The 14,159-nt window shown below is 74.1% G+C and carries 10 protein-coding genes; 4 read left to right on the top strand and 6 right to left on the bottom strand.

Annotated elements, in window-relative coordinates:
* The first annotated feature begins 169 nt into the window (after window positions 1–169).
* Complete coding sequence (locus tag AYX06_RS02915) at window positions 170–2,494, top strand: RelA/SpoT family protein (RefSeq protein WP_062736845.1); 2,325 nt, start codon at window positions 170–172, stop codon at window positions 2,492–2,494.
* A gap of 74 nt (window positions 2,495–2,568) precedes the next feature.
* On the opposite strand, the gene AYX06_RS02910 is transcribed toward AYX06_RS02915, so the two are convergent.
* Window positions 2,569–3,165 (bottom strand): type IV toxin-antitoxin system AbiEi family antitoxin, encoded by a 597-nt coding sequence (locus AYX06_RS02910; RefSeq protein WP_062734296.1) that lies wholly within the window; start codon window positions 3,163–3,165, stop codon window positions 2,569–2,571.
* 175 nt (window positions 3,166–3,340) lie between these two features.
* Complete coding sequence (locus AYX06_RS02905; protein ID WP_371860062.1) at window positions 3,341–4,849, bottom strand: DUF349 domain-containing protein; 1,509 nt, start codon at window positions 4,847–4,849, stop codon at window positions 3,341–3,343.
* A gap of 308 nt (window positions 4,850–5,157) precedes the next feature.
* On the opposite strand from AYX06_RS02905, the gene hisS reads away from it, so the two are divergent.
* The gene (gene hisS, locus AYX06_RS02900; RefSeq protein ID WP_062734294.1) at window positions 5,158–6,510 is read left to right on the top strand and encodes a histidine--tRNA ligase; all 1,353 of its coding nucleotides are present in this window, start codon (window positions 5,158–5,160) and stop codon (window positions 6,508–6,510) included.
* 234 nt (window positions 6,511–6,744) lie between these two features.
* On the opposite strand, the gene AYX06_RS02895 is transcribed toward hisS, so the two are convergent.
* Window positions 6,745–8,028 (bottom strand): APC family permease, encoded by a 1,284-nt coding sequence (locus tag AYX06_RS02895; protein WP_062734292.1) that lies wholly within the window; start codon window positions 8,026–8,028, stop codon window positions 6,745–6,747.
* Between the two features lie 144 nt (window positions 8,029–8,172).
* Here AYX06_RS02895 and aspS point away from each other — a divergent pair, with 144 nt between their 5' ends.
* Window positions 8,173–10,113, top strand: a complete 1,941-nt coding sequence (gene aspS, locus AYX06_RS02890; RefSeq protein WP_232319380.1) for an aspartate--tRNA ligase — start codon at window positions 8,173–8,175, stop codon at window positions 10,111–10,113.
* Between the two features lie 97 nt (window positions 10,114–10,210).
* Window positions 10,211–10,837 (top strand): maleylpyruvate isomerase family mycothiol-dependent enzyme, encoded by a 627-nt coding sequence (locus AYX06_RS02885; protein ID WP_062734290.1) that lies wholly within the window; start codon window positions 10,211–10,213, stop codon window positions 10,835–10,837.
* A gap of 227 nt (window positions 10,838–11,064) precedes the next feature.
* Here the strand turns inward: AYX06_RS02885 and AYX06_RS02880 are convergent, their stop codons facing one another.
* Genes AYX06_RS02880 through AYX06_RS02870 form a run of 3 tightly spaced genes read right to left on the bottom strand, consistent with a single transcriptional unit; the run spans window position 11,065 to window position 13,996 of the window.
* Complete coding sequence (locus AYX06_RS02880) at window positions 11,065–12,351, bottom strand: amino acid permease (RefSeq protein WP_062734287.1); 1,287 nt, start codon at window positions 12,349–12,351, stop codon at window positions 11,065–11,067.
* Window positions 12,348–13,538, bottom strand: a complete 1,191-nt coding sequence (locus tag AYX06_RS02875) for a glutathionylspermidine synthase family protein (RefSeq protein ID WP_232319379.1) — start codon at window positions 13,536–13,538, stop codon at window positions 12,348–12,350. The genes AYX06_RS02880 and AYX06_RS02875 overlap by 4 nt, the downstream gene beginning before the upstream one ends.
* 47 nt (window positions 13,539–13,585) lie before the next feature.
* A complete protein-coding gene (locus AYX06_RS02870; protein ID WP_147017544.1) occupies window positions 13,586–13,996 on the bottom strand; it encodes a hypothetical protein in 411 nt (136 codons plus the stop codon).
* Window positions 13,997–14,159 lie beyond the last annotated feature (163 nt).

Genomic DNA, 14,159 nt, shown 5'->3' with positions numbered 1-14,159 from the left:
GCGACCCGCCGCACAGCAGCACACGTCAGCTCGACGACCGGGGCGGCGGCCGCACGGCCGCCGCCCCGGTCGCATCGATGGGAAGGGAGCTACGGTCATGAGCTCGTCCGACGACGGGGGCGTCCCCGCCGGCCAGGGCACCGCCCCGACACCGCCGCGCCGCTCGGACATGGCCGGCACGCACTACGTCGTGCCCGCCTCCCGGCCGCTGCAGGGCCGGGCCGTGTTCCCGGGCCGCAGCGACCGCACCCGCTCCAGCCTGTCCTACCTCTCCGGCCGGCCGATGGACCACTCGCCGATCCTGGAGCCGCTGCTGCACACCGTGCGCGCCACCCACCCGGAGGAGGACATCGAGGTCCTGGCGCGCGCGTTCAAGGTCGCGGAGAAGTGCCACGAGGGGCAGAAGCGCAAGAGCGGGGACCCCTACATCACCCACCCCGTGGCCGTGACCACGATCCTCGCCGAGCTGGGCATGACGGGGGCCACCCTGGTCGCCGCGCTGCTGCACGACACGGTCGAGGACACCGACTACACGCTCGAGCAGCTGCGCGCCGAGTTCGGCGACGAGGTGGCCGCGCTCGTCGACGGCGTGACGAAGCTGGACAAGGTCCAGTACGGGGACGCCGCGCAGGCCGAGACGGTGCGCAAGATGATCGTGGCGATGGCCAAGGACATCCGCGTGCTCGTCATCAAGCTCGCCGACCGGCTGCACAACGCCCGCACGTGGCGCTTCGTCTCCCAGTCCTCCTCCTCGAAGAAGGCGCGGGAGACCCTGGAGATCTTCGCCCCGCTGGCCCACCGGCTGGGCATGAACACCATCAAGTGGGAGCTCGAGGACCTGGCCTTCGCGGCGCTCTACCCCAAGGTCTACGAGGAGATCGTGCGGATGGTGGGGGAGCGCCAGCCCCAGCGCGAGCGCTCCCTGGCCAAGATCCGGGAGCGGATCGCCCTGGACCTCTCCGAGGCGGGGATCGAGGCGACCATCACGGGCCGGCCCAAGCACTACTACTCGATCTACCAGAAGATGATCGTGCGCGGGAAGGACTTCGACGAGATCCAGGACCTGCAGGCGGTCCGGGTGCTCGTGAACACGGTGCGGGAGTGCTACGCGGCGCTGGGCGCCCTGCACGCGCGGTGGCGGCCGCTGCCGGGGCGGTTCAAGGACTACATCGCCATGCCGAAGTTCAACATGTACCAGTCCCTGCACACCACGGTGATCGGCCCGGACGGGCGGCCGGTGGAGATCCAGATCCGCACCCACGAGATGCACCGGCGCGCGGAGTACGGCGTGGCCGCGCACTGGAAGTACAAGGACCAGGCCAACCAGGCGAACTCCGCCACGCCTAAGGCGCAGGAGGGGGACCTCGCGTGGCTGAGCTCCCTGGTCTCCTGGCAGGAGGAGACGCAGGACTCCTCCGAGTTCCTCGACTCGCTGCGCTACCAGATCAACACCTCCGAGGTGTACGTCTTCACGCCCAAGGGCGAGGTCATGGCCCTGCCGGCGGGTTCCACGCCGGTGGACTTCGCCTACGCGGTGCACACCGAGGTGGGGCACAAGACCATCGGCGCCCGGGTCAACGGCAAGCTCGTGCCGCTGTCCTCGGAGCTGCAGCACGGGGACTGGGTGGAGGTGCTCACCTCCAAGTCCGAGCACGCCGGGCCCTCCCAGGACTGGCTGAAGTTCGTGAAGTCCCCGCGGGCGCGCAACAAGATCCGGCAGTGGTTCTCCAAGGAGCGCCGCGAGGAGGCCATCGAGAAGGGCAAGGACGCCCTCACCCGCGCCCTGCGCAAGCACCACCTGCCGCTGCAGCGCACCCTCACCCAGGAGTCCCTGCTGGCGGTGGCCCAGGACTTCCACCGCACCGACATCAGCTCCCTCTACGAGGCGATCGGCTCGGACGTGGTCAGCGCCCAGGACGTGGTGGAGAAGATCGTCGGCAACCTGGGCGGGGCCGACGGCGCGGAGGAGGACTTCGCGGAGACGACCATCGCCACCCAGCCGGTGCGCCCGCGCGTGTCCGACTCCGGGGTCGTGGTCAAGGGCGCCACGGACGTCTACGTCAAGCTCGCCCGCTGCTGCACCCCGGTGCCGCCGGACGAGATCATGGGCTTCGTCACCCGGGGCGCCGGCATCTCGGTGCACCGCAAGGACTGCGTCAACATGCTGGCGCTGACCTCCACCGAGCGGGTGGTCGAGGTGGAGTGGGCCCCGACGCAGTCCAGCGTGTTCCTGGTGGAGATCCAGGTGGAGGCCCTCGACCGGAAGTCCCTGCTCTCGGACGTCACCCGGGTGCTCTCGGAGAACCACGTCAACATCCTCGCCGCCTCGGTGCACACCTCCAAGGCCCGGCTGGCCATCTCCCGCTTCGCCTTCGAGATGGGCGACCCGCGCTACCTGGACCACGTGCTCAACCAGGTCCGCCGGATCGACGGGGTCTACGACGTCTACCGCACCTCCGGCAACCGGCCCATCTCGGAGCCGTCCTCCCGCTGAGCCGTCGGCACCGGTGCCACAGCCGGTGTCCGAGCCCCGGACGGTGCGCCGCCGGGCCCGGTGCCGAGGCGGGGTCACGGCACGGGCCGGCCGATCGCCCGGGCGGCGCGGCGCACCCGCAGCAGCGCCGCCTGCCGTCCGGGCATCCGCTCGAAGCTCTCGAGCGCGGCCTGCACCAGCGGCGGCGGGCAGTGCAGGTGCGGGGCGTGCATCAGCCGCTCCAGGGCCGCCAGCCCCTCACGCTCGGGGACGTGCAGGGCCAGGTCCACGGCCGTGCGCAGCGGTGTGGTGACCCGCACGGGCCCGGCGTCGTGCACGTCGTAGCCGCCCAGGGTGACCTGGTGCAGCGCCATGCCGTCCGGCACCGGGGACATCGTGGTGCGCCGCAGCTTGTCCAGCAGCACCGGGAGCACGGTGGGGCGCGGGGCGCAGTCGTAGAACCACGCGGCGGAGAGCCGGCCGAGCACCCCGCGGCCCAGCAGGTGCGGGGGCAGCTGCGCCTCGAGGGCCGCGAGCTTCACCGCCCGCGTCACCGGGCGCCCGCGCAGCACGTGGGCCTCCAGCACCACGGGCACGAGCACCCCGTCGCTCACGAGGGCGGAGAGCTCGGCGCGGGAGAAGGGCCGGTCCGGCAGCAGCAGGGTGTCCGGGGTCCAGGGCGGGTCGTGCATGGGGTCAGCCTCGCCGACGGGCCGGGCACGGGGAAGGCCCCGGGCCGGTGCTGTGGACAGCACGGGCCCGGGGCCTCCCGGGTCCCACCGACGACCGCCGCGGGCGGTGCGGGGCGGATGGTGCGGCGCGGACGAGGCGGGCGGTTCGGCGCCGGTGGTGTCGGCGCCGGTGGTGTCAGCGCAGGTCGGCGGCGGAGCGGTGCAGGGTCTCCAGCCACTGCCGGCTGGTGGCGAGCTCGCCCTCCAGCTTGGCCGCGCGCCGGGTGTCCCCGGCCGCCTGCGCCTTGGCCAGGGCGGCCTCCTGGTCCTCGATCTTCGTCTCGAGCTGGCTGAGCATCGAGTTGGAGCGGGCCTTCGTCTCGGGGTTGGAGCGCTGCCACTTCTCGTCCTCGGCCTGGCGCACGGCGTCCTCGACGGTGCGCAGCTCGGCCTCCACCCGGCGCATGTGGGCGCGCGGGACCTTCCCGGCCTGCTCCCACCGGTCGAGGATGTCGCCGAGGGCGCGCTTGGCGGCCTTGAGGTCCGTGATGGGCAGCAGAGCCTTGGCCTCGGCGAGCAGCTGCTCCTTCACCGCCAGGTTGCCCTCGAACTCCTCGTCGATCCGGTCGTTGTCGGCCTTGCGGGCCTCGAAGAACTTGTCCTGGGCGGCACGGAAGCGGGCCCACAGGGCGTCGTCGTCCTTCTTCGAGGCCCGCTTGGACTCCTTCCACCGGTCCATGAGCCGTCGGTACTCCGCGGCCGTGGCGCCCCAGTCGGTGGAGCCGGAGAGGGCCTCGGCCTCGGCGATCAGGGCCTCCTTGGCCTTCTTGGCCTCGGCGTTGTCGGCGTCGAGCTGGGAGAAGAACGCCCGGCGGTGGCGGTCGAAGGTGGTGCGGGCGGTGCGGAACCGCTTCCACAGGGCGTCCTCCGCGGCCCGGCCCAGCCGGATCCCGGACTTCTGGTGGGCCTTCCACTGGTCGAACAGCTCGGCCATCCGGGCGGAGGACTGCTTCCACTGGGTGCGCTGCGGGTCCTGGGCGGCGATCTGCTCCGCCTCCGCGACGATCGCCTCGCGCGCCGCGACGTTCTGCGCCCGCTGGGCCTCGTGGGCGGCCCGCTCGGCCGCCTCGAGCTCGCGGATCGCCGGGCGCAGGGACTCGAGCCGGCCCTCGAGGCCGCGGATGTCCCCGAGCATGTTGCGCTGGCCCACCTGCTCGGCGAGGTGGTCGACCGTGGTCAGCATGTCCGCCGACGGGGCGCCGGCGGACACCCGCTGCTCGAGCAGGGCGACCTGCGCCTCGACGTCGTCGTACTTGCGGGCGAAGTAGCCCAGCGCCTCGTCCTCCGTGGCGTCGGGGAACTGCCCGCACAGCACCTCCTCGCCGTCCACGACGACGTAGACGTGCCCGTCCTCGGTCACCCGCCCGAAGGCGCGGGCCCGGGCCACGGACTCCGGCGAGGCCAGCGCGGGAGCCGCCGCCGGCTGGGCCGCCACGGGCTGCGCGGCACCCGGCTGGACGGCCGCCGGGCCGGGGGCGGGGGCCGCCGGGACCGCGGGGCCGGTCGCACCGGGCTTCGGGGCGCCGGGCTTCACGGCGCCGGGCTTCACGGCGCCGGGCTTCGGCACGCCGGGCTTCGGCGCGGCTCCCGGGCCGGGAACGGGGCGGGGGGTGGGCTGGTCGTCGGATTCGAGACGTTCTGTCACCGCTACAACTCTTTCGCTCTCGCCGGACCGGCGCCGGGATCGGGTCCGGCGCCGTCGCCCGGCTTCGGACAATCGTCCTGTCCATACTACCGAGGCGGCGCCCGCCCCACGGCGGCCGGCAACCAGTCCCGGGCCCGCCGCGGCGCCCGACCCGGGGGGCGGGGCGGCGCCGGTGCGCCGGGCGGTGCTTCGGGCGGTGCTTTGGGCCGTGCGGGGGCGGCTCTCTAGGATGAGGGCGGAACCGTCCGGGCCGCTCGGCCCGCGCGCTCCGCCCGCCCACCACCGTCCCACCCGAGGAGCACCTCCCCATGGCCCGCAAGACCTCCCTGTCCGGTTTCCCCGAATGGCTTCCGGAGGAGCGTCTGGTCGAGCTGCACGTCCTGGACGTGCTGCGGGAGACCTTCGAGCTGCACGGCTTCTCCTCGATCGAGACCCGGGCGGTGGAGACGGTCGAGCAGCTGCTGCGCAAGGGCGAGATCGACAAGGAGGTCTACGTCGTCTCCCGACTGCAGGAGGACGAGGACGCCCCGGAGAAGGACGACGCCCGCCTGGCCCTGCACTTCGACCTCACCGTGCCCTTCGCGCGGTACGTGGTCGAGAACGGCGGGCACCTCACCTTCCCCTTCCGCCGCTACCAGATGCAGAAGGTCTGGCGCGGCGAGCGCCCGCAGGAGGGCCGCGCCCGCGAGTTCACCCAGGCGGACATCGACGTGGTCGGCGACGGCGCCCTGCCGTTCCGCTACGACGTGGAGCTGGCGCTGGTGATGATCGACGCGCTGGCGAAGCTGCCGATCCCGCCGTTCGTGCTGCGGGTGAACAACCGCAAGCTGGCCGAGGGCTTCTACCGCGGCATCGGCCTGCAGGACACGGCCGGCGTGCTGCGCAACATCGACAAGCTCGAGAAGATCGGGCCCGAGAAGGTCGCCCAGGCCCTCTGCGACGAGCTCGGGGCGTCCCCCGAGCAGGCCCGGGCCGCGCTGCAGCTGGCGTCCATCCGCACCGAGGACACCTCCTTCGTGGAGCAGGTCCGCGCCCTCGGGGTGAACACCCAGCTGCTGGAGGAGGGGCTGCAGGAGCTCGCCGAGGTGGTGGGCGAGGCCTCCCGCCGGGCCCCCGGGACGGTGGTGGCCGATCTGTCCATCGCCCGCGGCCTGGACTACTACACGGGCACCGTCTACGAGACCGTGCTGGTGGGCCACGAGCAGCTGGGCTCCGTGTGCTCCGGCGGGCGCTACGAGTCCCTGGCGTCCACGGGCAAGAAGACCTATCCCGGTGTGGGCCTGTCCGTGGGCGTCACCCGCCTGGTCTCCCGGATCCTCTCCCAGGGCATGGCCGAGGCCTCCCGGAAGGTACCCACCGCGGTGCTGGTCTCGCTCGTGGACGAGGAGTCCTGGTCGCAGGCCCAGGACGTGGCCGGGCAGCTGCGCGCCCGCGGCATCGCGTGCGAGGTCTCGGCCAGCGCCGCGAAGTTCGGCAAGCAGATCCGCTACGCCGAGCGCCGCGGCATCCCCTTCGTGTGGTTCACGGTCCGCGCCGAGGACGGGACCCTCACCCACGAGGTCAAGGACATCCGCTCCGGCGAGCAGGTCCGCGCCGACCCCGCCACCTGGACCCCGCCGGCCGAGGACCTGCGCCCCGTGGTGCGCTCCGCAGGCGCCTGACCGTCCCCGGTCCTCCCGCCGCCCGCCGAGTCCCCCATGTCCCGACCGGCCCGGGGCGCTGAGTCCCCATCGCCGGTGGGCTCGGGACACCGAGTCCCCAGTCCTGTCTCGTCTCCCCAGTCATTTCCCTGGGGAAACGCCGCGGTACTGGGGACGCGGCGGCGGTCGGCGTCGGTGGGCGGCACGGGGCGGGCCGTGGGCCTTGGGCTGTGGCGGCTGTTGTTCGGGGCGGGGTCAGCGCCGCCGGGACAGGGCCAGGGCGCGGCCGGTCAGGCCGACCGCGAACACCCCGAGCATCGTCAGCACCGAGACCGCCGGGAGCGTGAAGGCCAGCAGCAGGCAACCGGCCAGGCCCAGGGCGTTGACGGCCCGCGGGGCCCAGCCGGGGCGCTCGGTCAGCGTGAGGGCGGAGAGGTTGGCCAGGGCGTAGTAGACGAGCACCCCGAAGCTGGAGAACCCGATCACGGTGCGCACGTCCCCGGCCAGCACGAGCACCACCACGACCCCGGCCACGGCCAGCTCCGCGGCCCACGGGGCCCGGTGCCGCTGCGACACCGCGCCCAGCGGGCCGGGCAGGTCCCGCTGCCGGGCCATGGCCAGCACCGTCCGCGAGATCCCGGCGACCAGGGCCAGCAGCGCCCCCAGCGTGGCCAGGGCCGCGGCGACGGTCACCAGCACGGCGCCGGCGGTCGTGGCTCCGGCGGACCATCCCGCGTGCTCGACCACGGCGAGCAGCGGCGCGGTCGCCGCGGCGAGCCGGTCCACCCCCAGGAACCGGAGCAGGCCCAGCCCCAGCGCCGCGTAGAGCAGCAGGGTGAGTGCCAGGGCGCCGAGCACCGCCCGCGGGATGGTCCGAGCCGGGTCCCGGACCTCCTCGCCGAGGGTGGCCACGCGGGCGTAGCCGGCGAAGGCGAAGAAGAGGGTCCCCGCCGCGGGCAGCACGCCCCATCCGCTGCCCTCCCACCCGGGCGCCGAGCCGGCCGCCGGGCCGGGGACGGTGTGCAGCAGCACCGTCACGGCCAGCAGCACGGCCAGGACGGGGACGACCAGCAGCTTCGTCAGCCGGGCGGTGCGGCTCACCCCGCCGAGGTTCACCGCCGTGAGGCCCAGGACGGCGACGACGGCGAGCAGCCGCGCCCCGGCGTCACCGGCTCCCAGCAGCTCGGCGGCGTACAGGCCGAACGTCAGCGACATGGCCGCGGCGGAGGCGGTCTTGCCGGTGACGAAGCCCCACCCGGCCACGAAGCCCGGCCACGGGCCGAGCTGCCGGTTCGCGTAGAGGTAGGTCCCGCCCGAGGCCGGGTGCACGGCGGCCAGCTGGGCGGTGGACGTCGCGTTGCACCAGGCGACCACCGCAGCGAGCAGCAGGGCCGCGGGCAGCCACGGTCCGGCGTGGGCGGCGGCCGGGGCGAAGGCCACGAACACCCCCGCCCCGACCATGGAGCCCACCCCGATCACGGTGGCGTCGAGGGTGCCCAGCCGGCGGGCGAGGGCCGGGTGGCCGGGGGCGCTGCTCATGGGTGGTCCTGTCGTCGTCCTGGGGCCCGGAGGGCGGGCTGTAAACTCGTTCCCGAACGAGAGTAGGGGCACCGGGTGAATCCCGGGGAAACGTGCGATCCGCGCGGCCCCGTCCGGACCTCCCGAACAACGAAGGGTTTTTGAGTGCTGCGCACACACAACCTCGGCGAGCTGCGCGCCGAGCACATCGGAGAGACCGTCACGCTGGCCGGCTGGGTCGGCCGGCGCCGCGACCACGGAGGGGTGGCCTTCCTGGACCTGCGCGACGCCTCCGGGGTCGCGCAGATCGTGGTGCGCGACGAGGCGGACTTCCACCACCTGCGCAACGAGTTCGTGCTCCAGATCACCGGCACCGTGGAGCGCCGCCCCGAGGGCAACGAGAACCCCGCCCTGGCCACCGGCGAGGTCGAGGTCATCGCCGAGACCGTGACCGTGCTCAACACCGCCGCCGCGCTGCCCTTCCAGATCGACGAGCACGTGGAGGTCGGCGAGGACGCCCGCCTGCGGCACCGCTACCTGGACCTGCGCCGGCCCGAGCCGGCCCGCATCATGCGGCTGCGCTCCGACGCCAACCGGGTGGCCCGGGAGCTGCTGCACGAGGACGGGTTCACGGAGGTCGAGACCCCCACGCTGACCCGCTCCACCCCCGAGGGCGCCCGCGACTTCCTGGTGCCGGCCCGCCTGGCCCCCGGCTCCTGGTACGCCCTGCCGCAGTCCCCGCAGCTGTTCAAGCAGCTGCTGCAGGTCGGCGGGATCGAGAAGTACTACCAGATCGCCCGCTGCTACCGGGACGAGGACTTCCGCGCCGATCGCCAGCCCGAGTTCACCCAGCTCGACATCGAGGCCTCCTTCGTGGAGCAGGACGACGTCATCACCCTGGGCGAGCGCATCGTGGCCGCCCTGTGGCGGCTCATCGGGGTGGAGATCCCCACCCCGATCCGCCGGATGACCTACGCCGAGGCGATGGCGAAGTACGGCTCCGACAAGCCGGACCTGCGCTTCGGCCTGGAGCTCACCGAGCTCACCGACTACTTCCAGGACACCACCTTCCGCGTGTTCAAGGCCCCCTACGTGGGTGCGGTGGTCATGCCCGGCGGGGCCTCCCAGCCGCGCCGCACGCTGGACGCCTGGCAGGAGTGGGCCAAGCAGCGCGGCGCCAAGGGCCTGGCCTACGTGCTGGTCGGGGAGGACGGCACGCTGAGCGGTCCCGTGGCCAAGAACATCACGGAGACCGAACGCGAGGGCCTGGCCGCCGCGACCGGCGCGCAGCCCGGGGACTGCATCTTCTTCGCCGCCGGCGAGAAGAAGTCCTCCCGCGCCCTGCTGGGCGCGGCGCGCGTGGAGATCGGCCACCGCACCGGGCTGATCGACGAGGACGCCTGGGCGTTCGTGTGGGTCGTGGACGCGCCGCTGTTCGAGTCGGCCGCCGAGGCCGTGGAGTCCGGCGACGTCGCCGTGGGCGCCGGCCAGTGGACCGCCGTGCACCACGCGTTCACCTCGCCCAAGCCCGAGTTCCTGGACACCTTCGACCAGGACCCCGAGCACGCCCTGGCCTACGCCTACGACATCGTGTGCAACGGCAACGAGATCGGCGGCGGCTCCATCCGCATCCACCAGCAGGACGTCCAGCGGCGGGTCTTCGAGGTCATGGGCATCGGCCAGGCGGAGGCCGACGAGAAGTTCGGCTTCCTGCTCGAGGGCTTCAAGTACGGCGCGCCCCCGCACGGCGGCATCGCCTTCGGCTGGGACCGGGTGGTCGCCCTGCTGGCCGGGACCGACTCCATCCGCGAGGTCATCGCGTTCCCGAAGACCGGCAACGGCTACGACCCGCTGACGGCCGCCCCGGCACCGATCACGCCGCAGCAGCGCAAGGAGGCCGGGGTCGACGCCAAGCCCGAGCCCAAGGCCGCACCCCAGGGCAAGCAGGCCGAGGGCAAGCAGGCCCAGGGCGCTCAGACCGGGGTCGAGCAGGCCGACGGCCGGGCGTCCGGAGCGCAGCCGGGCGGGAACGTGCGCGCGGCACAGGACGTCACGGAGCAGGCCACCGGCGGCGGATTCGGGTCCGCGGCCACGTCCGCGCAGTAGGCTACGGCTCACCGGAGGGCCGGGTCCCGTCCTTCCGGACGGGGCCCGGCCCTCGCCGTGCTGCCTGACCCCGGCCGCCGCGACCCAGGGGGATGCCGTGACCCGAGACCCTGCCGCCGCCCGCGCCGCCTTCCTCGAGGCCGGGGCGTGGTTCGCCGAGCTCGTGGAGGAGCTGCGGCCGCACCACTGGACCCGGCCCGCGCTGGGCACCTGGGACGTCCGCGCCCTCGTGGGCCACACGCACCGGGCCCTGGTCACCCTCGCCGACTACCTGGGCACCCCGGCCGAGGAGGCGGTGTGCTCCGACACCGGGCAGTACTACGCGCTGTCCGCCGCGGCCACGGATCCCGCGGCGGTCGCCGCGCGCGGCACGGCGGCCGGCCAGGAGCTGGGCCGGCACCCGGGGGCCACGGTCCGGGCGTCCCTGGAACGGGCCCGCCAGGCGCTGGCCCGGGTGCCCGTGGAGGAGGACCCGGTGATCCGCACCGTCGTCGGCGGCACGCGGCTCGGCGCCTACGTCCCCACGCGCACCTTCGAGCTGGCCGTCCACGGCCTGGACGTCGCCGCGGCCTGCGGCCTGGACCGCCGGCCCCCGGAGGCCGTGCTGGCCGACGCCGGGCACACCGCGATCGAGATCGCGGCCCCGGCCGGCCGGCTGCCCGAGGTGCTGGTGGCGCTCACCGGCCGACGGGGGCTGCCAGGAGGGTTCACCGTGCTGCCCTGAGCCCGGTGCTGCGCTGAGCGCGCTACCCTTGTGCGCCCCGTCCCGCTGCATGCGTCCCGCTGCTGTGCACCGTGTTGCCGCGCGCCGTGCTGCGCGCCCCGTGCTGCGTGCGCCCTGCTGCTGTGCGCCGTTCCGCTGTGCGTCGGCGCTGCTGTGTGCCGTTCCGCCGTGGGCCGCTGTCGCCGCGACCCCGCCGCTCGGGGCCCCGTGCCGCCCCGGCACGCCGCTCAGTTGCGCAGGCTCTCCAGGTGCGGGGCGCGCTCGTGCGCGCCGGGCAGCGGCTCGCGGCCACGGCCCAGGAGGAACCACAGCGGCACCACCAGCAGCACGAGGACCGCACCGGCCCAGACCCAGGCGGCCGAGAGCACGTACTCCAGGCCGGTCAGCACCAGGGCCACGGCCATCAGGGCGGCCCCGGCCGCCCCGAGGAGTCGGGCGCCCGCCGTGCGCGCGAGCTTGGCGGTGGCCGCGCAGGCCAGCCCGTAGTACAGCGCCACGAGCACCGAGATCACCCCGACCGTGTCGTCGAAGAGCGGGCCCGAGAACGTCATCCAGGCCGCGGCCACGGCCGCGGTGGTCCACGTCGCGAAGGACAGGGACAGGAACCGCCGCGGCAGGTGCCCGCCGCGCGCCATGGACATCAGGCCGCGCGAGGTGGGGATCATGGTGGTCCCGATCGAGGCGGCCGCCGAGATCGCCACGAGGCCGGCCAGCAGCGGTGAGCCCACCGAGGCCCCGGGCACGTAGGACCAGCCGATGACGGCGTAGACGGCGGCCACCACGGTCAGCGCGATCCACGCCGAGACGCGCGGCGCGCGCTGGGTGGTGGACTCCTCGGTGAGGGAGAACGTCGAGTCCCAGCCCCAGTACAGGAACAGGGCCAGGAGCAGGGCGGCGGCCACGTTGCCCGCCGTGAGCTCCCCGCCGGCCAGGACGGCGGTGTAGAACCCGCTCCACTCGCCCTCGCCCTCGGCCGCGCCCTCGACGACGGGGGCCGTGCGCGTGGCCCACACCAGCAGCCCCACCCCGACGAGCTGCAGGGCGGCGAAGACGGCCTGCACCGCCGCCGAGACGCGGATCCCGGTCGAGGAGATCGCGGCGAAGACCGCCATGAGCGCCGCGGCCACCGCGGTGACGGCCCACGGGCCGGGCTCGGCGCCCAGGGCGAAGAGCGCCGAGTCGGCCGTGACCCAGGCCAGGGAGGCGAGCACGAGGGTCGCGGAGAGCCACAGCCCCCACCCGCCCAGGAAGCCCACGAATGCTCCGTAGGCCTCCCGGGCCCAGCGGTAGACGGTGCCCTGGTCCTCGTAGAGCTCGTCCAGCCGGGCGAAGCAGACGGAGACCACCGCCATCGGGACCACCGCGGCCACCAGCACCACCGGGGTCCACCGACCCACCAGGGCGTGCATGAGCCCGAGCGTGACCACCACGGAGTACAGCGGGGCGATCGAGGTCGCGCCGATCACGGCGGAGGTGGCCGTGGAGATGGACCGGGGGAGCAGGTGGGCGGTCACAGCAGGCCCTTCTTGTCGATGATGTTGGGCACGAAGCGGCACCAGTAGTCGGTGAGCGGGCCGTCGGACTCGCGGATGCCGATGCCGGCGGCCCCGTCGTCGCCGACCACCCAGGAGCCCACCACCGGGTGGTTGGGCGCCCCGTCCGAGCCGGGGAAGTTCCGCAGCGGCACGTAGGCCTGCCACACGTCCATCGGGGAGTCGTGGGGGCGCGGGGAGCGCACGTGCACGTCCCGGGCGCGGATCTCGATCCCGTCGCCCTCGCGGCCGAAGATGGGCTTGCGCACCCACTCCGCCAGTCCCTGGGGCCCGTCCGTGTAGGCGGGCAGCAGCAGGGGGTGGTCGGGGAAGCACCGCCACAGCGCCACGAGCAGCAGCTTGGTGGAGCAGAACATCTTCCAGGCCGGCTCGTACCAGTGGTGCATCAGCAGCGGGTCGTGCAGCACGAAGCCGCCCGGCTCGTCGTCGACCATCACCTCCCACGGGTGCAGGGCGAAGAGCTCCTCGATGGCGGAGACCACGGTGGGGTCGTCGACGTCCCCGGAGGCGTGCACCCAGGTGTTCGAGCGGGTGTCGAAGCGCACGTCCTCCACGGGCAGCAGCACCGTGCGGTACCCGGCCTCCGCGGCGGTCGCGGCGAGCACCGCCGCGTTCGCGGCGTCCTCCCCGCTCTCCTCCGCCCGGGTGTAGGCCACGTGCAGGGTTCCCGAGGCCGACGACGGCAGCCGCTGCCGCCAGCGCTGCACGAGCATCGGCCACAGGCCGTTGAGCTGGTCGAACTCCGCGTGGTCCTCGCCGAGTCCGGGATGCAGCGCCTCCACGCGGGACCACTGGCACACGGCGCCCTCCACCAGGCCGGTGGGGGTGTCGCCGTTGAACTCGAGCATCTTCGCCGGGCCCGTGCCGTCCCAGGCCAGGTCGAAGCGGCCGTAGATCGAGGGCTCGCGCAGGCTCAGGGAGTGCTGGGCGAGCTCGAACGCGGCCTCGGAGAGCCCGAGGGTGCCCAGCGCGCCGGTGGCCATGTAGCGGGCGGCCTCCAGCGTCATCCGGTACAGCTCGTCGGTGGCGGACTCCAGCTCCGTCACCTCGGCGGGGGACAGGACGTAGGCGGCCGTCTCGTTCCAGTAGGAGAACCGGGTGCCGTCCGGGCGCTCGGTGAAGGCATAGGTGAGACCCTCCTCGTGCACGGTCCGCTCCCACCCGGGCCGGGGCGGGAGCCCGTCGACGCGCCGCATCAGGAGCCCCAGCCGCTCGAGGAGCCGCCGAAGCCCTTCGACACCCCGGACCGGCCCACGGAGGTCCCGGACGGGGCGAAGCCCCGGGCCACGGTGGCGGAGGCCGGCGGGCGCGTGGTCGTGAAGCCGGAGGAGGGCGGCACCGGGGAGCCCACCGGCGGCACGGCGAAGGAGCGGCCGGCGTTGAGGAACAGGAACATGGGGATGAACGAGCCGCGCGGGCGCCCGGCGTCGTCGCACTCGTCGTCGTCCACGCGCACGTCCTCGCCCGTCTCCGGGTCCTGCTGCACGCAGATCTGGGCGTAGTCGGCGTCGACCTCCTGCGCGTCCTCGCCGCAGCCGGTGAGCGCGACGACGAGGGCGCCGATCGAGGCGGCGCTCATGATGCGGGTCGTGGGGCGTGGTGACACGGCAGGTCCTCGGGTCTCGGGTCGTCGGGGCGGCCGGGAGCCGCCCGCCCTCCCATCCTCGGGCACGCGGGCCCCCGCTGTCGCGCGGCCGCGCCGCTGCCGCCGGAGCGGGGCCGGCGCGGGCGGCGGTGCGGGGCCGGTGCGGGCGGCGCCGGCGCGGGAC

This window comes from Kocuria turfanensis, from assembly GCF_001580365.1.
Taxonomy (GTDB): Bacteria; Actinomycetota; Actinomycetes; order Actinomycetales; family Micrococcaceae; genus Kocuria; species Kocuria turfanensis.
Note: the sequence above shows the minus strand (reverse complement) of the source record. Positions and strands in the feature narration are given on the sequence as shown.